Origin of the sequence: Streptomyces sp. NPDC050743, assembly GCF_044456925.1 — a bacterium.
Classification (GTDB): domain Bacteria; phylum Actinomycetota; class Actinomycetes; order Streptomycetales; family Streptomycetaceae; genus Streptomyces.
On record NZ_JBITGJ010000021.1, the window covers coordinates 95,044 to 120,316 of the forward strand.

Consider the following 25,273-nt stretch of genomic DNA (forward strand, 5'->3'; position numbering starts at 1 on the left):
GACACAGTGCGGGGGCCGCCGCCATGGCCGCGGGCGCGGCACACGGGCAGGCGACCCCCGCACTCAACGGGCCACACTCATCGCACGATGCTCAGCGACAGCGCGAAGCGGCCCTGCGCGTCCGTCCACCAGTGGGTCAACTCAAGCCCCGCCACGGCGAGTTCGGCGGTCACGCCCTCCTTGCGGAACTTGGCGGACACCTCGGTGCGCAGCTCCTCGCCGGCCGCGAAGTCCACGGCCAGGTCCAGCGCGGGCACCTTCACGGTCTGCGCGATGCGGGAGCGCAGCCGCATCTCGATCCACTCTCGCTCGGGGTCCCACAGGGCCACATGGTCGAAGGCGTCCGGATCGAAGTCGGCGCCCAGCTCACGGTCGACCACGGTCAGCACGTTCTTGTTGAACGCCGCCGTCACCCCGGCCGCGTCGTCGTACGCCCGGACCAGCACCCGCTCGTCCTTGACCAGGTCCGTGCCGAGCAGCAGCCCGTCGCCGGGCGTAAGCAGGGAGCGCACGGAGGCCAGGAAGCCGGCGCGTTCGGCGGGCAGCAGGTTGCCGATCGTGCCGCCGAGGAAGGCCAGCAGCCGGGGTCCGGGGGTCGCGGGCAGGGTCAGCGGGGCGGTGAAGTCGGCGATCAGCGCGTGGACCTCCAGGTCCGGGCGTTGCGCGACGAGCGCCTTGCCGGCCTGGGTGAGGGCGCTCTCGCTGACGTCGACCGGGACGTACGCCGCGGGCGCGAGCGCGTCGAGGAGGAAGCGGGTCTTCTCCGAGGAGCCCGAGCCGAGTTCGATCAGCGTGCGGGCACCGCTCGCCGCGGCGATCTCGCCGGACCGGCCGGCCAGGATCTCCCGCTCGGCGCGGGTGGGGTAGTACTCGGGCAGCTCGGTGATCTGCTCGAACAGCTCGCTGCCGCGGGCGTCGTAGAACCACTTGGGCGGCAGCCACTTGGGGTTGGCGGTGAGGCCGCCCAGAACGTCGGCGCGCAGCGCGGCCTCCGTCGCGTCCTCTGGGAGTGTGCGGGTGACGTGCAGGGGGCTCACGTACAGGGCTCCTTCGATGATGGGGGCGTCCCCGCTCGAGCGGAGTCGAGAGTGGGGGAGGACGCCGGATCCTCCAGCGGTGCGAGCAGCACGCCGGCGCGGCTCGCGGTGAGGACGGTGCGGTCGGGGACCTCCTGCCAGAGCGGGTCGTCGTCATAGGGCTCGGAGGCGACGACCGTGCTCCGGCCGGGCTCCGTGCGGTACCAGAGGGTGTCGCCCCAGGCGGTGGCGGCGATCGTCGTGCCGTCCGTCAGCAGCAGGTTGAGCCGCGAGGCCGGGGCCGCCCCCGCCAGCTGACGAACCGTTTCGCCGAGGGCCTGATCGGGCTCGTCCCCCGAGCGCAGCCGGTGCAGGACCAGCGCCCACACGAACGCCGAGTCGGTACGGGCCTGCAGCGACAGCAACTCGACCGGGGGCAGCGCGGACACCAGCGGGGCGGCCGAGTCGGGCCAGCCCGCGAGGGCGCCGTTGTGGCTGAACAGCCAGCGGCCGGAGGCGAAGGGCGCCGCGGCGGCCTCGGCGTCGGCGCCCGCGAGCGTCGCGTCCCGTACGGCCGCCAGCACGCAGCCGGAGCGCACCACCCGCGCCAGGTCGGCGAAGGACAGGTCCGCCCAGACCGGCCCGGCCCGCCGGTAGCGTGCCGGGAGAGGGTCGTCCTGGGCGTACCAGCCGACCCCGAAACCATCGGCGTTGACCGTCCCGTAGCGCTGCCGCCGGGGCGCCCACGACTGGCGCACCAGGCTGTGCTCCGGCTCCAGGAGAAGCCGGCCGAGCGGCACCTCGGGCCCCACATAGGCCAGATGACGGCACATCAGACGGCCTCCGAGCGGGCGGTGCGGAACCCGGAGAAGATCTGCCGCCGGATCGGGTAGTCCCAGTTGCGGAACGTGCCCCGGCAGGCCACCGGGTCCACGGCGAAGGAACCGCCGCGCAGCACCTTGTACTCGGACCCGAAGAACACCTCCGAGTACTCCTTGTACGGGAAGGCCTTGAAGCCCGGGTAGGGCAGGAAGTCGCTCGCCGTCCACTCCCACACGTCGCCGATCAACTGCCGTACGCCGAGAGGCGACGCGCCGGCCGGGTAGCTGCCGGCGGGCGCGGGCCGCAAGTGCCGCTGGCCCAGGTTGGCGTGCTGCGGTGCCGGGTCCGCGTCGCCCCACGGGTAGCGCGTGGAGCGGCCGGTGGCCGGGTCGTGCCGGGCGGCCTTCTCCCACTCCGCCTCGGTGGGAAGCCGCCGCCCGGCCCAGCGGGCGTAGGCGTCGGCCTCGTACCAGCTGACGTGCAGCACCGGCTCGTCGGGCGGGACCGCCTCGGTGACGCCGAAGCGCCGCCGCAGCCAGTGGCCGCCGTCCCGGCGCCAGAACAGCGGCGCGGTGATCGCGTGCTGCTTGATGTGGGCCCAGCCCTCCGGGGTCCACCAGCGCTCGGTGTCGTAGCCGCCGTCCTCGATGAACGCCCGGTACGCCGCGTTCGTCACCGGGGTGGTGTCGATCCAGAACGGCGCCACCTCCCGGACGTGCGCCGGGCGTTCGTTGTCCAGCGCCCACGGCTCGGCCGAGGTGCCCATGGTGAACGGGCCGCCCGGGACGAGGACTTCGGCCGGGCCGGTGAACAACTGGGCGGGTTCCGGGTCCGGAGCCGTCAGTGCCTGGGGGCCCTTGCGGAGCTGATGGGTGATCAGCATGGTCTCGTCGTGCTGCTGTTCGTGCTGGGCGATCATCCCAAAGGCGAATCCGGCCTCGGTCAGCCGGGTGCCGTGGAAGTCCGCGCCCGCCAGCAGGTCCGTGACCCGTCCGCGCACCTCGGCCGCGTAGCGGCGGGCCTCGGCGGGCGGCAGCAGCGGCAGCGAGGGGCGCTCGGCCCGCGGGTGCTCGAAGGCGTCGTACAGGCTGTCGATCTCGGGCCGCATGGCGTCCCGGCCGCCGACCGCCCGGAGCAGCCAGAGCTCCTCCTGGTTGCCGATGTGCGCGAGGTCCCACACCAGCGGGGACATCAGCGGCGAGTGCTGGGCGGTGAGGTCGGGCTCCTCGACGCAGCTGGTCAGCAGCGTGGTGCGGTCCCGGGCGGCGGTGAGGGAGGCCAGCACCCGCTCGCGCAGCGTCTCGGTGTCCACCTCGGTCGTCGCGGTGTCGGTCTCGGGGGCGGTCATGTACGGATGTCCTTCCTCCCGTGGGCGGTGCGGCGGGGCCGGGACGGGCGCGGGTCCCGGCGGGCCGGCCGGTCCAGCAGATCGTCGGCCGGGCAGCGGCCCCGGGCGACATAGCGGTCCAGGTACGCGGCCACCGCGTCGGTCACCTCGGCGGTGGCGCCGATCCGGGGCAGGGCCTGGAGCGCCGCCGCGAAACACACGGCGGCGACCTCGCGCAGTTCCGGGTCGGCGAGGCCGAGGCGGGCCGCGTCGGTCCACAGCGGGTTGTGCGGGGCGGGCAGGTTCAGGGACCGTTCCGCGAGGCGCTTGACGCTGCGGTACGCCGTCTCCGCGGCCGCCGGGTCGTCGAACAGCGCCGCCGTCACCGCGAGCGGCACGATCCAGCCGTCGTCGCCGGGCTGCGCGTCCATCATCCGCAGCTCCAGGTGGCCGCGCGGCCGGACCGGCGGGAACAGGGTGGTCAAGTGGTAGTCCAGATCCGCCCGCGTGGGCGGCCGGGGCGACCGGGAACGGGTCCACTCCCGGAAGGTGAGCCCGTCGGGCACGTACCACGGCCCGCTGTCCCGGCGCACACACATCACCGGTGAGTCGAGCACGTGCCGGGCCCAGGCGGTACGCGGCTCGCCGTCCAGCGGGGGAGCGCCCGCGCGCCCGGCGCCGATCTCCATCCACATCAGCTGCCGGGTGGACCGCCAGCCCGTGGGCTCGTGGCCGAGCAGCGGGGAGTTGGCGAACGCGGCCACCAGGACAGCCCCCAGCTGATGGGCCAGCCACCAGCGGCGCCGGTACCCGAGCGGGCCCGGCTCCTCGTGACCGGCGTCCACGCAGACCTGCACGGAGGCGGAGGCGCACATCATGTGCCGGCCCGCCGGACCGGTGCGGTCCAGGCAGGCCTCCATCGCGTCGTAGCGCGGCTCGTGCAGGAACCGGCGGGGTTCGTGCCAGGGTTCGTGGCCGATGCCGACCAGTCCGAGCCCTTCCTCGGCGAGGGCGGCGCGGACGGTGTCCAGGTCGGCGGAGACGGTGCCGATGCACTCCATCAGGGAGGCGGCGGGCGGCGAGCTCAGCTCCAGCTGGCCGCCGGGTTCGACGGTGAGCGGTGACCGCAGGGGCAGGGCCCGCAGGGCGGCGTACACCGCTGTGAGTCGTTCGGGTGTCACGGGGAGCTGCGGAGTCCGCAACTCATGGATGAGCCACTCCAGCTCGACACCGAGCGAGCGGGGCGGCCCGGTCTTGAAGCAGATGCCCTGGACCAGGGCCTCCACCTCGGCTTCGGTGACGGCGGCGCGATGCGCCGTACAGTCGCCACCGTCACTCTGGGAATCGGACATGTCGGGATCCTCCTGAGATTCCACCATGCCACCAGCCCCGTTCGGACATGGGGCCGGGCGGGCACTCGTTCCACCCAAGACCCTCGGGCCGGTTCGCACAAGGGTGCCCCTGGGGACGTTCCGGTTCGGTCATCTCCGTTTCCGTAGGCGTTCTCCGGACCGTTCCGGGGCGGGAAACTCCGTTGCACCGCATCACCAGCATCACCCAGGATGCGTGCATGAGCACGACGGGGGAGACCGTGCAGGCCGCGGCCACGGCGCCCACGGGGGTGGCGCCGTGAGTGCGCGCCTGCGCGGGATCGCCGCGGAGACGGAGCGGATCGTGGCGGCGGGCCGGTATCGCGCGCCGGACGGCCGCGATGTGTCCCTCGCGGCCGAGATCGAGGCCGCGCGGGCCGGAACGCGGATGTTCGGTCCGGAACCGGTGTGTGTACGGCAGTCGGGTGACGCCGGCGCCTCCGGTGGCGCGGGAGCGGGCTCGGGGCTCGCGGCGGACACCGTTGTCGAGGTCACCGGGGAGAGCAGTCTCCAGGCCGCCCGCCGGCTCGCCGGTGCCCCGGTCGCCGTCCTGAACTTCGCCTCCGCCCGGAACCCCGGCGGCGGCTACCTCAATGGCGCGCAGGCCCAGGAGGAGGCCCTGTGCCGCGGCTCCGCGCTGTACACCTGCCTGCTGACGGCCGCCTCCTTCTACGACCACCACCGCGCCCACCGCGACCCGTTCTACACGGACCGGGTGATCCACTCCCCGGCCGTCCCGGTCTTCCGTGACGACCGGGGCCGGCTGCTGGCCGAGCCGTACCTGGCGGGCTTCCTGACGGCGGCGGCCCCCAACGCGGGCGTCGTACGGCGTACGGAACCGCAGCGCGCCGCCGAGTTGCCGGGCGCGCTCGCGGTGCGGGCCGAGCGCGTACTGGAGACGGCCGCCGCCCACGGCTACGGTCGGCTGGTGCTCGGCGCCTGGGGCTGCGGAGTCTTCCAGAACGACCCGGCCCAGGTCGCCGGCGCGTTCCGGGCCCTGCTCGGCCCCGGCGGCCGGTTCACCCGCACGTTCGAGCACGTGGTGTTCGGCGTGCTGGACCGGACACCGGGCACGGTGGTGCGGGAGGCGTTCGCCCGGGCGTTCCCGCAAGCGCGGGCCGCAGCGTCGTACTCCGGTCAGGTCCAGCCGTAGCGCTCGTGCAGCCGCTGCCGGACGAGGTTGAACCGCATCCGGTCCAGCGCGCAGGCCTCCCGGCGCATGCCGTCCTCGTGCAGCCGCAGGACGCGGTCCACGTCCACCCACGAGTCCCGGCCCGACCGGTCCCACGGCCCGCTGCCGATCGCGACCCACTCCCGGTCGCCGTCGTGCCGCTTGCTCGACAGCTGTACGGCGAGGAAGGTGCCGGCCGCCTCGCGGGCGACGACCAGCACGGGGCGGTCCTTGCCCCGGCCGTCGTTCTCCTCGAACGGCACCCAGGTCCACACGATCTCGCCGGGGTCCGGGTCGCCGTCGTGGGCGGGGGAGTACTCGGTGCGCACCCGGCCGACCCCGCGCGGGTCGGCCTCGGTGGTCGCGTGGGGGCCGTAACGGCCGGGGACGTTCTCATCGGTAAACGTGGTCACGGGGGCACCCTAGTGGGCAGCCCCTGCGGGTCAACCGGCGCCCGCCGTCGGTGGTGGGAAGCCCCCGCCGGGCAAGGGGCGCCTGTCGCGGGGGTGTTGTGTCGATGGTGCCCGGGGGCGTGGCCGGTCAGGGCTGGCGGTGGGTGCCGATCTGCATGCCCGGGCGGCGTCGATGCACGGTCACATAGGTCAGGCCCGCCTCGCCGGCGGTGATGCTGCGCCGCGCCCCGTGCGGCAGCCAGGCCAGGGCGCCCTCGGAGAGCGGCTGCGCCTCGTCGGCGGGGCCCGCGCCGAGCACGCCGTCCCCGGACACGACCAGGAGCATCACATCCAGCTGTGTCTCCGTGTGCGCCGTGATCCGGTCGCCCGGGGCGAGCCGGACCACGTTGGCGTCGAGCTGCCGTCCGCTCTCGGCCAGCTTCCACAGCACTCCGCCGGGCTGCGGCGGCGCCTCGGCCAGTGCCCGGGCGTCGCACAGCACGCGTGCGTCGGCGGCGGTGCGGCCGGCCGGCCGGCTGTCGGTCGCGGAGCGCGACGTCATCTGGTGTTCCCCTCGACTCTTCCGTTTCCCTGCGAACAGGTACCCACTGTTGACCCGCCTGTCCCGCCTACAATTAATACATGTAGCCTTCGTGAAAAATCGGCAGAGGTGGGAGAGGGGGTCCGCAGATGACCACGCGGGAGAGCCCGCGCCGCCGAGAGGTCCTCGACGTACTGCGCGCCGCACCCTCGCCGCTCGGCGTCGCGGAGACGGCCGAGCGCATCGGCGTCCACCCCAACACGGTGCGGTTCCACCTGGACATCCTGGTGGCCGAGGGCCTGGTCGAACGCCGGGCCGAGCCGTCCCCGGGGCGCGGCCGGCCCCGCACCGTCTACACCGCCCGTCCCGGCATGGACCGCGGCGGCATGCGTGACTACCGGCTCCTCGCGCGCATCCTGCTCAGCCGGTGGGCGTCCGCCGACCCGGCGACGGCGCGCGAGGAGGCGATTCAGACGGGCCGGGCGTGGGGTGCTCACCTGGTGCAGCCGCCGCCCCCGTTCGAGGAGCCGACGGCAGACCGCTCGGTGGCCGCGCTCCTCGCCCTGCTCGGTGAGTTGGGCTTCGCGCCGCGGGCGGAGGGAGCGGACGAGTCCGGCGGGCCGCCCCGGCGGGTCCGGCTGCGGCACTGCCCGTTCCTGGAACTCGCCGAGGAGTACGGGAAGTTGGTGTGCCCGCTCCATCTGGGCCTGATGCAGGGTGCGTTGGACCGGCTGGACGCCCCGCTGACGGCCACCGGCCTGGAGCCCTTCGCCGAACCCGACTCCTGCGTGGCCCACTTGGCCGAGACCAAGGCCGCCTAGCCGACGCACCCCTCCCGGCTTCACGCACCGCACCGCCGCTCCCGGCGGAGAAAGGCCCCCGCACATGAACGTCACGTCCGCCGCCACCGCGAGCGCTCTCACCTTCGTCTGGCTCGGCATGGTGCTGGCGATCTCCTTCCTGGAGGCCCCGCTGAAGTTCCGCGCACCGGGCGTGACCATCCCCGTCGGCCTGGGCATAGGCCGGCTGGTCTTCCGCGCGCTGAACGCCGTGGAGGCGGTGCTGGCCGTCGTCGTCATCGCGGCGGTCGCCGTGGGCGGTGCCCCGGTGCGGATCACGGCGCTGACCGCGGTCGTCGCGGTGCTGCTCCTCGCCCAGCTGGCCGCCGTCCGGCCCTACCTCAACCGCCGGTCCGACCGGATCCTCGCCGGGGAGGAACTGCCCCGCTCCCGCAGCCACTTCTGGTACGTGGGGCTGGAGTTCCTGAAGGTCATCGCGCTGATCGCCCTGGGAATCGGCCTGCTCACGGTGTGACGGCGTAAAGTCGTCGCCCGGGGCCCGCGAGGGCGGTTCGCGTACGGGGGGAGACGGAAGGCATGCGCACGCCCGGCCGGATCTGGGAGGACGCCGATCTGCCCACGCGCCGGCTCGCCGGGCTCGCCCTCAACCCGTCGGCGCCACCGGACGTCCTGCTCCGGCTGCTCGCCGCGGCCCCGCTCGCCGTACGGATGGTGCTGTGCCGGGATCGGGATCTGCCCGTCTCCGTGGTGGACGCCGTGATCGAGCACCCCGACCGGCGCACCCGGGGCTTCTTCGCCGTCAACCCCCACGTCGACCCGGCCCAGCGGGCGCGACTGGTGGACGATCCGGAGTGGTTCGTCCGCGCCCACCTCGCCGAGGGGCCGCGCACGACCGAGCCGGACCGGCCCCGGCCGCTGCCCGACGCCACCGTGGTCCGCATGCTCGTCACGTACGAGGCCGAACACCTCTGGTCGCTGTACCGGCAGATGTCCGCCGAGCTGGTCCGTGCGCTGCCCGCCCACCCGGTCGCCGAGGCGCGTCGCCATGGCGTCTTCCGCTGGACCTCGATGTCCGGCGCCGAGCGGGCCGCGCTGCTGGCGGACCCGGACGAGCGTGTCCGCGAGGCGGCGCGGGCATGCGCGCGTTACGACGATCCGGCGTGGGTGGAGAGCGAGCTGCCGGACCGCCCCTGTCACTCCCGCAGCCACCTGCTGCTGCACTCGGCGCTCAGCCGCGCCGTCGTGGACGGCGTCCTGACCTCGCCGGCCGGCGAGGACGACAAGGCGATGATCGCCCGCAACCCCACGCTCCCGCGCGATGCGGTCGTCCTCCTGGCCGCCGACCCGGACCCGAAGGTACGGCAGGGGATCGCGGGCCGCCGTGCCGATCTCCCGCCCGCCGAACGTCACGCGCTCGTCGCGGACCCGCACCCGGACGTCCGCAGGGCCGTCGCCCGTCACCCGGACCTCGACGCGGACGAACGCCGTACGCTCGCCACGGATCCCGATCCGCGGGTACGGCTGGCCGTGTCCGTCCACCCGTCCTTCAGCGAGGAGGAACGGGCGCGCATCGACTACACGGTCCCGACGGACTGCCGATTCGGCGCTTTCGGCGAGGGCAGGACACCCCGCGACCCCGAAGCCGTACGCCTGGACGCGCTCTCCGGGCACCCGCTGCTGCGCAGGGAGGCCGCCAAGGAGCGCACGCTGCCGCCGGACCTGGTGACCCGCCTGGCGGACGACGACGACCTCGGCGTGCGGGTTCTGCTGGCCCAGAACCACCCGGACGCGCCCCCGGCCCTGTTGCTGCGCGGCTTCCTGGAGTACACCGGCCCCGAGCGTGCCCGCCTGACCACCCGGCCGAACTTTCCGCGCGCCGGGCTGGCCGCATACGCCGACCATGCCGACCCACAGGTCCGGGCCCTGGCCGCATGGGACCCCGAGACCCCGCCCGCCACCGTGGAACGGCTCACCGGGGACCCCGACCCGCAGGTACGGGCCGCGTTCGCCCGGCACCCGAACCTCCCGCCGGCCCGGCTGGCACACCTCCTCGCCGACGAGGAACTCGCCCACCCGGCCGCCGCGAATCCGGCGCTCGCCCCGGCCACGATGAACCGACTGCTGGCGTCACAGGGCCGGGACTTCCCGGTGGCCGGCTGACCGGGATGCCGCCGCGGTCAGCGGACCAGGGGGAGGAAGACCGTGTCGACGATCTCTTCGAGGACGTCGTCGGGCACGGGGGCGAAGGTCGTGAGGATTTCGTGGCGCAGCAGGTCGAAGGGGAGGGACTTGACGCGTTCGGGCAGGTGCTCCCGTTTGATCTCACCGCGTTCGACGGCGCGGTCGAAGAGCACGTCGAGGGCCTCCTTGCGCCCCGTCACCAGGGGGTCGCGCAGGTCGCCGGTGCTCGTGCCGGTCGCCTGGTGGTAGGCGGCCAGGTGCACGCTCATGACAATGATGAGCTGGACACGGGTGGCGTTGATCTCCCGCATCAGGGTGAGGACGTCCTCCCGCAGGCTTCCCGTGTCGGGGGTGTCGAGGCGGTGCTCCCTCAGGGCGTGCGTGATGGCCGCCCGGACGAGTTCGTCGCGGTCCGACCAGCGGCGGTAGAGAACGGGGGGGCTGGTGCCCGCGCGCTTGACGACGGCGTCCATGGTGAACCCCGCGTGGCCGTTGTCCGCGAGCTCTTCCCAGGCCGCGTCGAGGAGAGCCTTCTCCAGTGCCGCTCCGCGGCGTCGCTCGGGCATCCGCCCCTCCCTTAGATAGATTTGCCTATCTTAGTTTAGCGCCCTACTCTGGCCGCCGTAAGAAAGAGTCCTCTATCTTAAGGTGGCTGTTCGTGAGCACTTCCAACCGGACCGGACCCGCGCCCGCGGCGGCGGGCCCCGAGCATGTGGACCCCGCCGTGTGGCGCACGGCGATCACCATCGTCGTGGGCGCCCTCGCCGTCGTCTTCGACACCACCATCGTCAGCGTCGCCCTCAACGACCTGGCGAAGGACCTCGATGCCCCGCTGTCCACGATCCAGTGGGTGAGCACCGGCTACCTGCTGGCGGTGTTCGTCACCATCCCGCTCGCCGGGTGGGCCCAGCAACGGCTGGGCGGCAAACGTCTGTGGATCGCGTCCCTGGGCGTGTTCCTGCTCGGCTCGATCCTGAGCGCGCTGGCATGGGACGCGACCGGCCTCATCGTCTTCCGCGTCGTCCAGGGCATCGGAGGCGGCCTGATGATGCCGCTCACGGCCACGCTGATCATGCAGGCCGCCAAGGGCCGCAACATCGGCAAGGTCATGTCCCTCATCACCGTGCCCACCGCGCTCGGACCGATCCTCGGCCCGGTCATGGGCGGCCTCATCCTGCATCTGGCCGACTGGCGCTGGATGTTCCTCGTCAACATCCCCTTCTGCGTCGTCGGCGGCGGGCTCGCCCGGCGCAACCTGCCCGACGACCGCCCCGCACCCGACGGCCCCCGCGCCCGCCTGGACGTCATCGGCGTGCTCCTGCTCTCCCCGGGCGTCGCCGCCCTCATCTACGGCCTCTCCCAGGCCGAGGGCGGTGCGGGCTTCACCGGCGCCAAGGTCCTCGTCCCGCTGCTCGGCGGCTTCGCCCTGGTCGGCGGCTTCACCGCATGGGCACTGACCCGCACCAGCGGCGCCCTGGTCAACCTGCGGCTGTTCCGGCACCGCGCGACGGCGTCCGCTTCCACCCTCCTCTTCCTGGGCGGGTTCTCCCTGTACGGGGCGATGATGCTGCTGCCGCTGTACTTTCAGCAGGTCCGCGGCGAGGACGCCCTCGGCGCCGGGCTGCTGCTCATCCCGCAGGGCGTCGGCGCGCTCCTCGCCCGCGGCCTGGCAGGCACGTACACCGACCGCGTCGGCCCGCGCCGGGTCGCCGTCGCCGCGTTCGCCGTCGTCGCCGCGGCCACCGTGCCGTTCGCCTTCGTCACCGCCGACACCAGCGAGGTCCTGCTCATGGCCGCGCTCCTCGTCCGAGGCGTCGGCCTGGGCGCCGCCATGATCGCGCCCACCGGCGCCGCCTACGTCGGCCTGGAGCACGAGGAGATCGCCGACGCGAGCATCATCACCCGCGTCGCCCAGCAGATCGGCGGCTCGGTGGGCATCGCCGTCCTCGTCGTCATCCTGCAGCACACCGTCGGCGACGCCCACACCCCGGGCGCCCTGGCCGACGGCTTCGGCGCCGCGTTCTGGTGGTCGGTGGCCTTCACCGCCGCCGCGATCCCGCTGTGCCTGCTCCTGCCCGGCCGCCCCAGGCCGGCGGCCCCCGCCGACGACGCCGAAGCCGAAGTCGCCGTCGAGGTCTAGTTGCCCCGTGTGCGGCGAAGTGCTCATCGCCGAGGTTGAGTTGACCGGCGGCGAACCGCACTGCGCAGGCCGGGGCCGTCCTGGGTGCCTGCGAAAGGGCCGTCAGGCGGCCCGCGTCGCCGGGGCGGGCTCCGGCGGCCACCGGTCGTGCCAGCGCAACTCCGCCTCCAACTGGGCCGCGACGGACACCAGCAGCGGTTCGCTGTGGGCGGGTCCGAGCAGTTGCGCGCCCACCGGCAGTCCGTCGCCGACGAACCCGGCGGGCACGTTCACGCCCGGCCAGCCCAGCACGTTCCACGGCCAGGCGTACGGGCAGGCGGCGATCATCGCCCGGTCCGTGGCCAGCCCGCGCAGCCGGTACAGGGCGCCTATCCCGGGCGGGGGAGCGGCTGTCGTCGGCGCGAGGATCACGTCGTACCGCCCGAAGAACCGGCCGATCCGCCGGTGCAGCACCGCCTCCGCACGCCGGGCCGTCCTGAGCGGGGCGCCGCCGAGCAGCCGGCCGAGCCGGGCCGCGTCCCGGGTGCGCGGATCGAGCAGCATCGGGTCGGGGGCGTCGCGGACCCACTCGGCGATGCCGACGGTGGCGCGCGGCACGAAGGTCAGCCCGATCTGCCCGTACGGCGGATCGGCTTCCTCCACCTCGTGTCCCAACTGCCCCAACTTATCGGCAAGTTCGACGACCCGGGCGCGGACTTCCGGGTGCAGGCGGGCCGGTACGGCGGTGAACGGAGGCTTCAGGGACAGGGCGATGCGCAGCCGGCCCGGGTCGCGGCCGACCGCGTCCATCACCGTCAGCGCGGGTGGCCGGTGCGGGTCCCGGTCGTGGTTGCCGCTCGCCGCGTCCAGCAGCAGGGCCGCGTCGGCGACCGTCCGGGCGAGGGTGCCGTTGACCGTGATGCCCTGGAAGGACTCGCCGCGCGGCCAGGTGGAGATACGGCCGCGCTGCGGCTTGATGCCGATCAGCCCGGTCCACGAGGCCGGGATGCGCACCGAGCCGGCGCCGTCCGAGCCCAGCGCGGCGGGGACCAGCCCGGCGGCGACAGCGGCGGCCGAGCCCCCGGACGAACCGCCGGGGGTGTGCGCGGGATGCCACGGATTACGGGTGTCGCCGAACGCCGGTCCCTCGGTGAACGGCCACTGCCCCAGCTCACAGGTGTTCGTCTTGCCGACGATCACGGCACCGGCCGCGCGCAGCCGCCGTACCGCCTCCCCGTCCTCGGCGGCCGGCGGGAACTCGCCCCGGCAGCCGAACGCGGTCGGCTCCCCGGCCACGTCCATGTCGTCCTTCACCGCGACCGGCACCCCGAGCAGCGGACGCCGCGCCCCGCCGGCCAACTCCCGGTCGGCGGCGTCCGCTTCGGCGAGCGCGGCCTCGGCCCGCACGATACGGAAGGCGTTCAGCGTCCCCTGCGTGGCCTCGATCCGGGCCAGCGCCCGCTCCACCAGCGCACGGGAGGTCACCTCCCCGTCGGCGAGCGCACGCCGCGTCTCGGCGAGTCCGGCGGAACGGTCGTGCGTCATGGGCGGGTACCTCCGGGAGACTCCGGGACCGATGTCTACCGAACGGTAACCTCACAACCGAGCAGCCGTGCGGCTTTCGCCGGCTGGACGGCGAAACCGAGGCGGCGTCAGGTGCCATTGGGCGAGGACGGGTTGGCCCCTGCCGCAACACCACCCCCACGCACCTCCCCTCCTGATCCGCCGGCAACCGCCGCCCGCCCGCCGGCCCGTGCGCCCAGGTGCCGTACCAGAGCCGATCCGGTCAGCAGCGCGACCAGGGCGCACACCCCGGACCAGCCGTAGCGCGCGTACGCTCGGGAACCGAGCCAGGAACCGAGACCGCCGCCCAGGTAGGCGCAGGTCATGTAGGCGGTGTTGAGGCGGCTGCGGACGCTTGCGGCGAGGGCGTAGACCCGCACCTGGTTGGCGACCATGCCGGACTGCATGCCGACGTCCAGCAGCAGCGTCCCCGCCACCAGGGACAGCAGGCCAGGGGCGCCGCCGAGCCCGCCGAGGGCGAGGATCGCCGCGGACGCGAGGACCAGCAGGAAGCACACCAGGTTCACCACGTCGGCGCCGCGCCGGTCCACCAGCCGGCCCGCGACCGGCGTGACGAACATGGTCACCGCGTTGACCAGCGCGAGCAGCCCGACCGCGTCCGCGCCGAGCCCGTACCCCGGGCCCGTCAGCAGCAGCGCCACCCCGGTCCACACGGCGGAGAAGCCGGCGAACACCGTCGCCTGGTAGAAGGAGGAGCGGCGCAGGGCCGGTTCGGCGCACAGCAGGCGGACGGGCTCGGTCAGCAAGCGCGGGTAGCGCTGCCGGGACGGCGCCGCCGTGGCCGGGAGCGCGCGGGCCAGGAGCAGCGCCACCGCGAGGGTGAGCAGCGCCGCCAGGACGTACGGCGCCCGCCAGCCCAGCCGGTCGCCGAGGGCGCCGCCGGCCGTGCGGGACAGCAGCATGCCCGCGAGGGCCCCGCTCAGCAGCGTGCCGCCGACCACGCCCCGCCGCTGTGGCGGGACGAGTCCGGCCGCCAGCGGACCGGCCAGCGGGGCGATCACGGTGCTCGCGCCGACCAGCACGCTCGCCACGAGCAGCGGCGGCAGCGCGGGCGCGGCGGCAGCGGCGCACAGGCCGAGCCCGGTCACGGTGAGCAGGGTGACCAGCAACGGGCGGGGCGGCAGCCGGTCGCCGAGCGGGACGAGCAGGAAGATGCCGGCTGCGTACCCGAACTGGGTCGCGGTCACCACCCCCGCCGCCGTGCCGGGAGAGGTGCCGAGGCCCGCCGCCACCAGCGGGGCGACGGCCTGCGGGAAGTACACATTGCCGACCGCGACCCCGCAGGCCAGCGCCAGCAGCGCGACGAGCCGCGGGGTACGCTGCCCGGTGTGGTGATCCGTCATGTGCCGAAGTCCACGCCCCGCGCGGGCGGTTGGCGAAGGATGTAGCCGGGGGCTAAATGATCAGCTTCCGGCTCGGCGTCGACGACCTCGCCGACACCCGGTTCGCGATCTCGCCGCTCGGCGAGCTGATGGAGAGCCTGCGCGTCCTGCGGGCCCCCGCCCTGCACCCCCTGCACCGCGACTGGCGCCGCACCGTGCTCGCCGCCCTCGACCCCGCCGATCTGCCCCTGCTGGCGGCCCTGGTCGGTCCCGCCCTCGCCCTGCCCGACTTCCTGACGCCCCGCCCCACCGGCTACGCCCCCACGCTGGACGAGGAGTTGACCGTCGTACGGGCCACGCCCCCGGACGTCGTACGACGCGACCTGCGCGCCGCGCATGCCCCGCGTCCGCTCCCCGGCGCGCTGCGGCCGGCCACCGCGCCCGGTGACGGCCCTGCCCTCGAACTCCTCGACGCCCTCTGCTCGGTGCTGCACCGGTACTGGCAGACCGCCCTGCTGCCCCACTGGCCCCGGATCAGGCTCGTGCTGGAGGCCGACATCACGCACCGCGCGGGCCTGCTGGCCACCGGCGGTGCCCGGTCGCTGTTCTCCGGTCTGCATCCCAACCTCGGCTGGCGGGACGGCGTCCTGACCATCGACAAGATGATCGGCCGGCACGCGGTCGACGGCGCCGGACGGGGGCTGCGGCTCGTCCCCTCGGTGTTCGCGTACAAGCCGGCGCCCCCGATCAGCGCCGACGCGCCACCGATGCTCGCCTACCCGGGCCGGGGCACCGCCACCCTGTGGGAACCGGAACCCGCGCCCGACGCCTCCGCGCTCACCGCCCTGCTCGGCGCACCCCGCACCACCTTGCTGCGACTGCTCGCCGAACCCCTGCCCACGGTGGAACTCGCCCGCCGGCTCGGCGTGACCCCGAGCGCCGTCTCCCAGCACCTGCGGGTACTGGACGCCACGGGCCTGGTGACCCGCGCCCGGGACGGCCGCCGGGTGCTGTACCGGCGCAGCGCGCTGGCCGAGCGGCTGGTGTCCGGCGGGTCTCCTGTGCGCCGTTGACTTCGAGAGCGCTCCAGCACCTAGCGTCGGTGGCCTCGACCAACGGGTCCGGACGGACGGAGACGACCATGCGCGTGGGTGTACACATCAACCGGTTCGACCATCCCGGGGGCGGGCCCGCGCTCGGCGCCGAACTCGCCGCCGCCGGGGCCGCCGCCGAGGTGGCAGGGGTGAGCTGGCTGTCGGTCATGGACCACTATTTCCAGATGGAGTTCAACGGCGGCGCCGAGGCCCCCATGCTGGAGGCCTACACCACGCTCGGCTACCTCGCCGCCCACACCTCCACCGTGCGGCTCGGCGCCCTGGTGACGGGGGTGACGTACCGCCGTCCCGGACTGCTCGCGAAGATCGCCACCACGCTCGACGTCCTGTCCGGCGGCCGGGCGACCCTGGGCATCGGGGCCGCCTGGTACGACCGTGAGCACCATGGCCTCGGTGTGCCGTACCCGCCGCTCGCGGAGCGTTTCGAGCGGCTGGAGGAGACGCTGCGGATCTGTCTGCAGATGTGGGACCCGGAGGACAACGGCCCGTTCGAGGGCCGGCACTACCGGCTGGCGGAGACCTTGTGCGTCCCCGCGCCGGTGAGCACCCCGCACCCGGAGATCATGATCGGCGGCGGGGGAGAGAAGAAGACCCTGCGCCTGGTGGCCCGGTACGCCGACGCCTGCAACCTCATCCCGTCCTCGGCCGAGGAACTGCGCCACAAGCTGGAAGTGCTGCGCGGCCACTGCGAGAGCGCCGGACGGGACTACGACACCATCCGCAAGACCGTCGCCTACACCGGCGAACCCGCCACCACGGGCGACCTCGACGGCTTCCTGCGGGACGTGGAGGGCTACACCAAGCTCGGCATCGACACGGTGATCCTCTGCCCGCGGCTCGGCGCGACCTCCGCGTGGATGGAGCGCTTCGCGGCCCCGGCGGTGGAGCGACTGGCGGGCCTCGACTGAGCCACGCGAACGCCGAACGCCGACCGGGTGACGCGGACGCGAAAAGGGGCCGGACGGATCCGGCCCCTTCGCGGTGCGCGCTTACGGCTCAGGCGGCCGCGACCTCGCCCACGTTGCCGTGCAGACGGGCGACGACCTCGGTCAGCTGGGCGGCGACCTCGGCGTCGTCGACCGGGTGGGTCTCGGCGAAGCGGGTCAGGGAGCCCGAGATGGACAGCTTGATGTCCTCGATCACCTTGCCGCCGGCGATGCCCACGGCCTTGCGGGCCTCGTCCTGCGCCCACACGCCGCCGTACTGGCCGAACGCGGTGCCGATCACGGCGACCGGCTTGCCGCCGAAGGCGCCGGCGCCGTACGGGCGGGACAGCCAGTCGATGGCGTTCTTCAGGACGGCCGGGATGGTGCCGTTGTACTCGGGGGAGAAGAGCAGGAAGGCGTCGGCGGCCTGCGCGGCCTCGCGCAGCTTGGCGGCGGTGGCCGGCACGCTGCCCTCGACGTCGATGTCCTCGTTGTAGAAGGGGACGTCGGCCAGGCCCTCGAACACCTCGACCTCGGCGCCCTCGGGAGCGAGCTTGACAGCGGCCTCGGCGAGCTGGCGGTTGGTCGAACCGGCGCGAAGGCTGCCGACGAGCGCGAGGATGCGAACAGACATGGGAACTCCAAGGGGCTGAAACATCGCCGTTACGATCCGGACCGAGGTCCGCTTAGCCTTTGTACCACTGTAATCGGACCGTGGTCCAGTTTTGTTCCCCATGCTTTACGCTGTCTTCATGTCAAGCGCGCTGCCGCCGTTCCCGCCACCTCAAGAGCCCCTTGACGCCCTTCAGTTGATTGAGGTCGGCATGGGGCCCGAGGAGCCGTGCCTGCGTGCCGACGCGGCGCGCAACCGGGCCCGGCTGCTGGAGGCCGCCGCCCGGCTGATCGCGGAACACGGAGTGGCGGGGGTCACCATGGAGGCGGTCGCCGCGGCGGCCCAGGTGGGCAAGGGAACGGTCTTCCGCCGCTTCGGCGACCGGACGGGTCTGCTGATGGCCCTGCTGGACCACTCGGACCGGCAGCTGCAGGCCGACTTTCTGGGCGGGCCGCCGCCGCTGGGGCCCGGAGCACCGCCGCTGGACCGGCTGCGGGCGTTCGGCGTGGCGGTGCTGTACCGCTCGGTCGAGCGGCTCGACCTGCAGCTGGCCGCGCAGCCGGAACCCACCCGCCGGTTCTCCCACCCGGCGGTCACCGCGCTGCGTACGCACGTCACGATGCTGCTGCGGCAGATCGTGCCGGACGCCGACTGCGAACTGCTGTCCCAGACCCTGCTCAACTCCCTCGACCCGGCACTGATCCACCACCAGACCAAGCAGTGCGGCATGCCCATGGCCCGACTGGAGGCCGGCTGGATCGACCTGGTCGCCCGAGTAACCGGCACCCGCCCACCCGACTGACCCGGTCCGACGCCCCCACCCGACGACAACGCCCGCCGAGCGCGGCCGCTGGGCGACGTGCGCCAGCCCGGCCGAGCCCTGCACCCGGCGGACCGCACTCGGTCGCTTCGCGGAGCGCCGGTCGGGCGACGTGCGCCAGCCCGGCCGAGCCCTGCACCGGGCGGACCGCACGCGGTCGCTTCGCGGAGCGCCGGTTCGGACGATGGGGCGATCGCCCTGCCGAGGCCTGGCCGGCGATTCGCGCGCGGTCGCGCTGTTGGGTGCGGGGGCTTGGCTTGGCCGGCAAGTGGCCCCTGGGCCGACTCCCGGGCCGACGATCGGCGTCCGCCGCCCCGTCGAGTGTGGGCTTGGGCCTCGTGCGGTAGCGGGCGAGCCCCGGCCGGCGATCCGCGCGCGGCCGTCTGCTGAGTCCCGGCTTGGCCACCCATGGTCGCCTCGCCGAGCGCCGGTCCGGCCGTCCCCCGGCCTGCCACCGAGTGCCGGGCTTTGGCGACTTCATGGCCTTCCCGCCCAGCGTCGGCTTCGCCATCTCGCGCCCTAGCGCAGGGTGCCGGGCTCGGCCGCCCCAGCCGCCTCGTCGAGCGTCGGCTTGGCCACCTCCGGTCACGCCGCTGAGCGCCGAGCCGCCCCCCGCATGGGCCCCCGTTCGAGCGTCTCTCAGCCGCTCAGGCCCGTGAACATGTCGAGCAGCCCCTGTGGTGCGTCCGTGCGGAACAGCAGTGCGGTGTTCTGCGCCGACTCCGCTGCGGATGTCTCGGCGCGCGGGAACATGCGGTCCTCGTAGGCGGTCAGCGCGGTCTCGGTGTCGTCGGGGTGGGCGGCCAGGGCGCGGCCCAGTTCGGCGCCGTCGAGCAGGGCCAGGTTGGCGCCCTCGCCCGCGAAGGGGGACATCAGATGGGCCGCGTCCCCGAGCAGGGTGACCCCGGGCACCCGGTCCCAGCGGTGGCCGACCGGCAGCGCGTGGATCCGCCGGGGCACCAGCGGCCCGTCCGCGTCGGCGACCAGGCCCCGCAGGTGCTCGGCCCAGCCGTCGAACTCCTTCAGCACCGCCGCCTTCGCCGCCTCCGTGTCGCCGAAGTCGATGCCGTCCAGCCAGTCCTCCGGCGCCTCGACGGCCGCGTACACGTGCAGACTGCCGTCGGTCTCACGGTGCCCGAGGAAGCCCCGGCCCGCGCCGAGCGCGAAGAGCATCCCGCCGCCGACGACCGCCGCGCTCTCCGGGTGGCGCCGATCCGCCTCCAGCAGGTCGGCCTCGACGAAGGACACCCCCGTGTACGCGGGCCGGGCAGGGGAGAGGAGCGGGCGGACGCGGGACCACGCGCCGTCCGCGCCGACCAGCAGGTCGGTGGTGAACACGGTGCCGTCGGCCAGCGCGACCTCGTGCCGGCCCTCGCCCAGCGGGCGGGCGCCGGTGACCTTGGCGCCCCAGCGGACCGTGCCCTCGGGCAGCGAGCCGAGCAGCAGCTCGCGCAGGTCGCCGCGGTCGATCTCGGGCCGGCCGCCGGAGTCGTCGTCCTCCTCGGCGAGCCGCACGGTGGCGTGCCGGTCCAGGACGCGCAGGGCCTGGCCGCCGGGATGGACCAGCTTCAGGAACTCCTCGTGCAGCCCGGCCGCCCGCAGCGCCTCCTGGCCGGAGTCGTCGTGGATGTCGAGCATGCCGCCCTGGGTCCGGGCGCTCGGCGCGGGGTCCAGGTCGAACAGGGCGGCATCCATGCCGTGCACGTGCAGAACGCGGGCGAGCGCGAGCCCGCCGAGGCCCGCGCCGACGACGGCGATCGGGTGGTGGGGATGGCTGGTGGTCATGGGGGCCTCCTGGCCGGGTCAGTCGGGTACGGCGGTGCGCTCGATGCCGTTGAGCAGGGTCTGGAAGGCCCACGAGAGGCGGGCCCCGGGCGCGCCGGAGAGCAGTGCCCCGGCGCTCGCGGCGATGTGCGGATAGGTGTCGGACGGCGCCTCGCGCAGGGCGCCGGCCAGCGCCTGCAACGCGCCCGGGGAGTCCTCCCCGGCGTGCTCGGCGGCGGTCGCGGTGGCGTGCTGCAGCAGCAGGTCGACGCCCCACGCGGCCTGTGCCCGCGGCACCCCGCCCGACTGGAGCAGCTCCAGCAGGGTCTCGATGAGCCGCAGATAGTTGGGGCCGCTCGGCCACGCGGTCAGTGCCGAGCGGGCCAGGCTCGGATGCTCCAGCAGCATCGCGGTGTAGTCGGTCAGCACCTTCTCCAGCCGCTCCCGCCAGCCGCCCTCGGCCGGGACCGGACCGACCGTGCCGAGCAGCTCGTCCAGGACGGCCGCGTGCAGCTCGTCGGTGTTGCGGACGTAGACGTACAGCGAGGCCGGACCGGTGTCGAGTTCCTGTGCCAGCCGCCGCATGGTCACCTTGCGCAGTCCTTCCGCGCGCAGGATCGCGACGGCGGCGGCGACGATGCCCTCCCGCGTCAGGGCGGGCTTGGCGGGACGCTCACGGCGGGAACGGGGAGAAGCGGTCATGCGACCACCGTAACGAACATGTTCGTCGCGAACAAGTTCGTGACGAACGCGTTCGCACACACGCTGTCGCTGCTGATTTCGTCGAACCGTGAACCACGTCGCCCCGCCGCCTCCCGGCCCCGGCCCCTCTGCCAAGATGCGGTCTGTCATGGTGCAGATACCGAACACGCCCACGAGTGCCGATGTGGCCCGCCTGGCGGGCGTCTCGCGCGCGACCGTGTCCTACGTCCTCAACAACACCAGCGCCGTACGGATCAGCGAACCGACGCGCCGCCGCGTGCGCGAGGCCGCGCGGGAACTGGGGTACGTCCCCCACGCCGCCGCCCGCAGCCTGCGCGCCGGACACAGCCGTATGGTCCTCATGCCCGCCCCGGCGATCCCGGTGGGCCCCCTCTACAGCCGGTTCCTCGGCGAGCTGCAGCGGGAGCTGGGCGGGCTCGACTACACCGTCGTGCAGTACGGCACCGTCGGCCTCCAGGGCGACGAAGCCGCCCGTGCCTGGGCGGAGTTGCGGCCGGTCGCCGTCCTGGTGCCCGGCGCGGGACTCGGCCCGCAGGGCGTCGGGATCCTCAAGCGCTCCGGCGCCCGGGCCGTGGTCACCCTCGGCCCCGGACGCGTCGACGGCGCGCACGCCCTGCTCATGGACCACGACGCCGTCGGTGAGTGTGCGGGCGCCCATCTGTACGCCCGGGGACGGCGGCGGATCGGTGTCGTGGTGCCCGAGGAGTCCGGCCTGGAGGCCTACTCCCGGCCCAGGCTCGCCGGTGTGCGTCAGGCGCTGCGCGGCAAGGACGCCGCCGTCACGGAGCTCCCGCTCGCGTACACGGAGGAATCCGCCGCCCGACTCGCCGAAGGATGGCGGGAGTCGGGGCTGGACGCGGTGTTCGCCTACAACGACGAGTACGCCATGCTCCTGATGCGTGCCCTGCAGGACGCCGGTGTGCGCGTCCCCGAGGACGTGGCGGTGATCGGCGCCGACGACCTGATGCTCGGCCGGCTGCTGCGGCCCCGCCTCAGCACGGTGCACATCGAACTGCCCTCGGGCCGCGACCTCGCCGAACTGGTCGACCGGGCGGTCCGTGACCCCGGTGCCGAGCCGGAGGCGCACAAGGTCCTGGGCGCCTCGGTGATCCGGCGCGAGTCCAGCTGACCCGCTCCTCGGCCGTCGCCCGGCTTCCGGATCCCCGTGTCCGCGATGTAGTTTCACGCTCAACCAAGTAGCGTCGGGGCAGGAGTTCCGTACCGCCCGGCGATCGATCGGAGAGCCGTATGCCGCTGCTCGACCCGAAGACCTGGCAGGACCGCAGCCTTGCCGGACCCGCCCACACCGTCACCGAGCCCGCCACCGGCGACGCGCTCGGCACCGTCACCCTCGCCGCCCCCGAGGACGTCGCACGCGCGGCGCAGGCGGCCCGCGCCGCCCAGGCTGGCTGGGCCCGCACGCCGCACTTCGAGCGGGCCCGGGTGCTGCGCAGGGCGGGGGACCTGTTCACCGAGCACGCCGACGAATTGCGCGAGTGGCTGGTGCGCGAGTCCGGATCCATCCCGGGCAAGGCCGACTTCGAGCTCCACGTGGCCGCCCAGGAGTGCTACGAGGCCGCCGCCCTCGCCTCCCGTCCGACCGGCCAGGTGCTGCCCAGCGAGGCCCCCCGGCTGTCGTACACCCGCCGGGTCCCGGTCGGCGTCGTGGGCGTGATCTCCCCGTTCAACGCGCCGCTGATCCTGTCCATCCGCTCCGTCGCGCCGGCCCTCGCGCTCGGCAACGCCGTGGTCCTCAAGCCGGATCCGCGCACCGCCGTCTGCGGCGGCCTCGCCCTCGCCGCCGTCCTCGCGGCGGCCGGCCTGCCCGAGGACCTGCTGCGGGTGCTGCCCGGCGGCGCGGAGACGGGCCGGGCGCTGGTGGAGGATCCGCTCGTCCCCGTCATCTCCTTCACCGGATCCACCGCGGCGGGCCGCGCCGTCGGCGAGGCGGCCGGCCGCCACCTGAAGCGGGCCCACCTCGAACTCGGCGGTAACTCGGCCCTGATCGTGCTGGAGGACGCCGACCTCGACGCCGTGATCTCCACGGCCGCCTGGGGCTCGTTCTTCCACCAGGGCCAGATCTGCATGACGACCGGACGCCATCTCGTGCACGCCTCGCTGTACGACGAGTACGTAGAACGGCTCGCCGCCAAGGCCGACTCGCTGGCCGTCGGCGACCCCCACCGCGAGCAGGTCCACCTCGGCCCGGTCATCGACGCGGGACAGCTCGCGAAGATCGACGGCCTGGTGCGCACGAGCACCGCCCGCGGCGCGAAACTCGCCGCGGGCGGCACCCATGAACAGCTCTTCTACCGGCCGACCGTACTGGCCGACGCCGGTGACCACACCCCGGCCTACGCCGAGGAGGTCTTCGGCCCGGTCGCACCGGTCCGCTCCTTCACCACCGCCGACGAGGCGGCGGCGCTCGCCGCGGACACCCCCTACGGCCTCTCCCTCGGCATCGTCAGCCGGGACACCGCCCGGGCCCTCGACCTCGCCGAGCGGATCCCCACCGGCATCGTCCACGTCAACGACCAGACCGTGAACGACGAGGCGGTGGCCCCCTTCGGCGGCGTCGCCGCGTCCGGCACCGGCGCCCGCTTCGGCGGCGAGGCGAACCTGGAGGCCTTCACCGAGCTGCGGTGGACGACCGTACGCGGCGACGTGGCGCCGTACCCCTTCTAGGGGCGGCCGTACCCGGTTTGGGGACTACTGCGCGGTGCCCCCCTGGGCCTCCTGCGCCGCGATGTCCTTGCGGACCTGGTCCATGTCCAGCTTCCGGGCCTGACCGATGAGGTCCGTCAGCGCGGGCTCGGGCAGGGCGCCCGGCTGGGCGAACACGGCGACCTTGTCCCGCACGATCATCAGCGTCGGGATCGACTGGATGCCGAAGGCCGCGGCCAGCTCCGGCTGGGCCTCGGTGTCCACCTTGCCGAAGACAAGGTCCGGGTTGTCCTCGGCGGCCTTCTCGTACACGGGTGCGAACTGGCGGCACGGCCCGCACCAGGCAGCCCAGAAGTCGATCAGAACGAAGTCGTTGTCGGTGACCGTCTGGTCGAAGTTGTCCTTGGTCAGCTCCACAGTGCTGCTCATGGCGTGAGTCCCTCTTCCTGGTGTGGGGGTGTGCCGACGGCGGAAACACGGCCGCCGGACCGCCTATTCCACACGCGCACGTCTGTGTTCCGCGCGCGTACCCGTGTGGCCGTCGCGCACACCACCCACCAGACTGAACCCCATGACGGAAACGGAATCCATCGCGTACGACGTCGTGGTGCTCGGGGCCGGGCCCGTGGGGGAGAACGTCGCCGACCGCACCCGTGCGGCCGGCCTCACCACCGCGGTCGTGGAGAGCGAGCTGGTCGGCGGCGAGTGCTCCTACTGGGCGTGCATGCCCAGCAAGGCCCTGCTCCGGCCGGTGATCGCCCAGGCGGACGCCCGCCGGCTGCCCGGCCTCGCCCAGGCGGTCCAGGGCCCCCTCGACACCCCGGCCGTCCTCGCCCGCCGGGACGAGTACACCTCCCACTGGAAAGACGACGGCCAGGTCGGCTGGCTCGACGGCATCGGCGCCGATCTGTACCGCGGCCAGGGGCGGCTCGCCGGCCCCCGTACGGTCAGCGTGACGGCCCCCGACGGCACGGTCACCACCCTCACCGCCCGGCACGCCGTCGCCGTCGCCACCGGCACCCGCGCCCAGCTGCCCGACCTGCCCGGCCTCGCCGAGGTGGAACCGTGGACCAGCCGCGAGGCGACCAGCGCCAAGGCCGCCCCGGGCCGGCTGATCGTCGTCGGCGGCGGTGTCGTCGCCACCGAGATGGCCACCGCCTGGCAGGCCCTCGGCTCCCGGGTCACCCTCCTGGTGCGCGGCAAAGGGCTGCTGAACCGCATGGAGCCGTTCGCCGGGGAACTGGTCGCCGAGGCGCTCACCGAGGCGGGCGCCGACGTCCGCACCGGCACCTCGGTGGAGTCCGTCACCCGCGAGAACGGCACGGTCGTGGCCGTCACCGCCGCCGGCGACCGGATCGAGGCCGACGAGATCCTCTTCGCCACCGGCCGGACCCCGCACACCGACGACATCGGCCTCGACACGGTCGGCCTGGAACCCGGCTCCTGGCTGGACGTCGACGACACCCTCCGGGTGACCGGCACCGACTGGCTGTACGCGGTCGGCGACGTCAACCACCGTGCTCTCCTCACCCACCAGGGCAAGTACCAGGCCCGCATCGCGGGCGCCGCGATCGCCGCCCGCGCGGCCGGCGACTCCGTGGCGGACGAGTCCTGGGGCGCGCACGTGGCCACCGCCGACCACCACGCCGTCCCCCAGGTCGTCTTCACCGAACCCGAGGCCGCCGCGGTCGGCCTCTCCCTCGCCGAGGCCGAACAGGCCGGCCACCGCGTCCGCGCCGTCGACGTCGAGTTCTCCGCCGTCGCGGGCGCGGGCCTGTACGCCGACGGCTACAAGGGCCGCGCCCGCATGGTGGTCGACCTGGAGGACGAGATCCTGCGCGGCGTCACCTTCGTCGGGCCCGGCGTCGGCGAGCTCATCCACTCGGCGACCATCGCCGTCGCCGGCCGGGTCCCGGTCAGCCGGCTGTGGCACGCCGTCCCGTCGTATCCGACGCTGAGCGAGGTCTGGCTGCGGCTGCTGGAGGCCTACCGCGACAACTGAC

At 74.0% G+C, this 25,273-nt stretch carries 24 protein-coding genes; 11 read left to right on the forward strand and 13 right to left on the reverse strand.

Annotated features, from left to right (window positions below; genetic code table 11):
• Positions 1-77: 77 nt before the first annotated feature.
• Genes egtD through egtA form a run of 4 tightly spaced genes read right to left on the reverse strand, consistent with a single transcriptional unit; the run spans position 78 to position 4,517 of the window.
• Positions 78-1,037 (reverse strand): L-histidine N(alpha)-methyltransferase, encoded by a 960-nt coding sequence (egtD, locus tag ACIBJF_RS21615; protein WP_399175774.1) that lies wholly within the window; start codon positions 1,035-1,037, stop codon positions 78-80.
• Positions 1,034-1,849 carry an ergothioneine biosynthesis protein EgtC gene (gene egtC, locus ACIBJF_RS21620; protein WP_399175776.1) on the reverse strand — a complete coding sequence of 272 codons (816 nt, stop codon included), beginning with the start codon at positions 1,847-1,849 and terminating at the stop codon, positions 1,034-1,036. The genes egtD and egtC overlap by 4 nt, the downstream gene beginning before the upstream one ends.
• A complete protein-coding gene (gene egtB / locus ACIBJF_RS21625) occupies positions 1,849-3,186 on the reverse strand; it encodes an ergothioneine biosynthesis protein EgtB (RefSeq protein WP_399175778.1) in 1,338 nt (445 codons plus the stop codon). The genes egtC and egtB overlap by 1 nt, the downstream gene beginning before the upstream one ends.
• Positions 3,183-4,517 carry an ergothioneine biosynthesis glutamate--cysteine ligase EgtA gene (egtA, locus tag ACIBJF_RS21630; RefSeq protein WP_399175780.1) on the reverse strand — a complete coding sequence of 445 codons (1,335 nt, stop codon included), beginning with the start codon at positions 4,515-4,517 and terminating at the stop codon, positions 3,183-3,185. Before egtA ends, egtB begins: the two co-directional genes overlap by 4 nt.
• 277 nt (positions 4,518-4,794) lie before the next feature.
• Here egtA and ACIBJF_RS21635 point away from each other — a divergent pair, with 277 nt between their 5' ends.
• Complete coding sequence (locus tag ACIBJF_RS21635) at positions 4,795-5,688, forward strand: TIGR02452 family protein (protein WP_399175782.1); 894 nt, start codon at positions 4,795-4,797, stop codon at positions 5,686-5,688.
• Here the strand turns inward: ACIBJF_RS21635 and ACIBJF_RS21640 are convergent.
• Both ACIBJF_RS21640 and ACIBJF_RS21645 read right to left on the reverse strand, forming a co-directional pair.
• Positions 5,673-6,119 carry a type II toxin-antitoxin system PemK/MazF family toxin gene (locus ACIBJF_RS21640; RefSeq protein WP_399175783.1) on the reverse strand — a complete coding sequence of 149 codons (447 nt, stop codon included), beginning with the start codon at positions 6,117-6,119 and terminating at the stop codon, positions 5,673-5,675. The genes ACIBJF_RS21635 and ACIBJF_RS21640 overlap by 16 nt on opposite strands.
• Positions 6,120-6,246: 127 nt before the next feature.
• Complete coding sequence (locus ACIBJF_RS21645; protein ID WP_399175785.1) at positions 6,247-6,660, reverse strand: cupin domain-containing protein; 414 nt, start codon at positions 6,658-6,660, stop codon at positions 6,247-6,249.
• 128 nt (positions 6,661-6,788) lie between these two features.
• On the opposite strand from ACIBJF_RS21645, the gene ACIBJF_RS21650 reads away from it, so the two are divergent.
• From ACIBJF_RS21650 to ACIBJF_RS21660, 3 genes are all read left to right on the forward strand, one after another.
• Positions 6,789-7,460, forward strand: a complete 672-nt coding sequence (locus ACIBJF_RS21650; protein WP_399175787.1) for a helix-turn-helix transcriptional regulator — start codon at positions 6,789-6,791, stop codon at positions 7,458-7,460.
• A gap of 64 nt (positions 7,461-7,524) precedes the next feature.
• Entirely contained in the window at positions 7,525-7,953 is a 429-nt protein-coding gene (locus tag ACIBJF_RS21655) for a hypothetical protein (protein WP_399175789.1), read from the forward strand.
• Between the two features lie 62 nt (positions 7,954-8,015).
• Positions 8,016-9,599 (forward strand): hypothetical protein, encoded by a 1,584-nt coding sequence (locus ACIBJF_RS21660; protein ID WP_399175790.1) that lies wholly within the window; start codon positions 8,016-8,018, stop codon positions 9,597-9,599.
• A gap of 17 nt (positions 9,600-9,616) precedes the next feature.
• Here the strand turns inward: ACIBJF_RS21660 and ACIBJF_RS21665 are convergent, their stop codons facing one another.
• Entirely contained in the window at positions 9,617-10,186 is a 570-nt protein-coding gene (locus ACIBJF_RS21665) for a TetR/AcrR family transcriptional regulator (protein ID WP_399175792.1), read from the reverse strand.
• Between the two features lie 92 nt (positions 10,187-10,278).
• On the opposite strand from ACIBJF_RS21665, the gene ACIBJF_RS21670 reads away from it, so the two are divergent.
• Positions 10,279-11,760, forward strand: a complete 1,482-nt coding sequence (locus ACIBJF_RS21670) for an MDR family MFS transporter (protein ID WP_399175793.1) — start codon at positions 10,279-10,281, stop codon at positions 11,758-11,760.
• Positions 11,761-11,862: 102 nt separating this feature from the next.
• On the opposite strand, the gene ACIBJF_RS21675 is transcribed toward ACIBJF_RS21670, so the two are convergent.
• A complete protein-coding gene (locus ACIBJF_RS21675; RefSeq protein ID WP_399175795.1) occupies positions 11,863-13,284 on the reverse strand; it encodes an amidase in 1,422 nt (473 codons plus the stop codon).
• Positions 13,285-13,391: 107 nt separating this feature from the next.
• Complete coding sequence (locus ACIBJF_RS21680) at positions 13,392-14,666, reverse strand: MFS transporter (protein WP_399175797.1); 1,275 nt, start codon at positions 14,664-14,666, stop codon at positions 13,392-13,394.
• A gap of 56 nt (positions 14,667-14,722) precedes the next feature.
• Between ACIBJF_RS21680 and ACIBJF_RS21685 the strand changes: the two genes are divergently transcribed.
• Both ACIBJF_RS21685 and ACIBJF_RS21690 read left to right on the forward strand, forming a co-directional pair.
• Positions 14,723-15,718, forward strand: a complete 996-nt coding sequence (locus ACIBJF_RS21685) for a metalloregulator ArsR/SmtB family transcription factor (protein ID WP_399175799.1) — start codon at positions 14,723-14,725, stop codon at positions 15,716-15,718.
• Between the two features lie 68 nt (positions 15,719-15,786).
• Positions 15,787-16,668, forward strand: coding sequence for an LLM class F420-dependent oxidoreductase (locus ACIBJF_RS21690; RefSeq protein WP_399175801.1), 882 nt, complete (start codon positions 15,787-15,789; stop codon positions 16,666-16,668).
• 88 nt (positions 16,669-16,756) lie between these two features.
• On the opposite strand, the gene ACIBJF_RS21695 is transcribed toward ACIBJF_RS21690, so the two are convergent.
• Complete coding sequence (locus ACIBJF_RS21695) at positions 16,757-17,320, reverse strand: NADPH-dependent FMN reductase (protein ID WP_399175802.1); 564 nt, start codon at positions 17,318-17,320, stop codon at positions 16,757-16,759.
• Between the two features lie 100 nt (positions 17,321-17,420).
• On the opposite strand from ACIBJF_RS21695, the gene ACIBJF_RS21700 reads away from it, so the two are divergent.
• Positions 17,421-18,101 (forward strand): TetR/AcrR family transcriptional regulator, encoded by a 681-nt coding sequence (locus ACIBJF_RS21700; RefSeq protein WP_399175804.1) that lies wholly within the window; start codon positions 17,421-17,423, stop codon positions 18,099-18,101.
• A gap of 657 nt (positions 18,102-18,758) precedes the next feature.
• Here the strand turns inward: ACIBJF_RS21700 and ACIBJF_RS21705 are convergent.
• Entirely contained in the window at positions 18,759-19,904 is a 1,146-nt protein-coding gene (locus tag ACIBJF_RS21705; protein ID WP_399175806.1) for an FAD-dependent oxidoreductase, read from the reverse strand.
• 18 nt (positions 19,905-19,922) lie between these two features.
• On the reverse strand, positions 19,923-20,585 hold the full coding sequence (locus ACIBJF_RS21710) for a TetR/AcrR family transcriptional regulator (RefSeq protein ID WP_399175808.1): 663 nt from the start codon (positions 20,583-20,585) through the stop codon (positions 19,923-19,925).
• Between the two features lie 136 nt (positions 20,586-20,721).
• Here ACIBJF_RS21710 and ACIBJF_RS21715 point away from each other — a divergent pair, with 136 nt between their 5' ends.
• Positions 20,722-21,735, forward strand: coding sequence for a LacI family DNA-binding transcriptional regulator (locus ACIBJF_RS21715; protein WP_399175810.1), 1,014 nt, complete (start codon positions 20,722-20,724; stop codon positions 21,733-21,735).
• 119 nt (positions 21,736-21,854) lie between these two features.
• Positions 21,855-23,291, forward strand: coding sequence for an aldehyde dehydrogenase family protein (locus ACIBJF_RS21720; protein ID WP_399175811.1), 1,437 nt, complete (start codon positions 21,855-21,857; stop codon positions 23,289-23,291).
• A 24-nt stretch (positions 23,292-23,315) separates the two neighbouring features.
• Here ACIBJF_RS21720 and trxA read toward each other — a convergent pair whose 3' ends face one another.
• The gene (gene trxA, locus ACIBJF_RS21725; RefSeq protein ID WP_356307164.1) at positions 23,316-23,699 is read right to left on the reverse strand and encodes a thioredoxin; all 384 of its coding nucleotides are present in this window, start codon (positions 23,697-23,699) and stop codon (positions 23,316-23,318) included.
• Between the two features lie 142 nt (positions 23,700-23,841).
• Here trxA and ACIBJF_RS21730 point away from each other — a divergent pair, with 142 nt between their 5' ends.
• The gene (locus ACIBJF_RS21730; protein ID WP_399175812.1) at positions 23,842-25,272 is read left to right on the forward strand and encodes a dihydrolipoyl dehydrogenase family protein; all 1,431 of its coding nucleotides are present in this window, start codon (positions 23,842-23,844) and stop codon (positions 25,270-25,272) included.
• The last annotated feature ends 1 nt before the right edge of the window (position 25,273 follow it).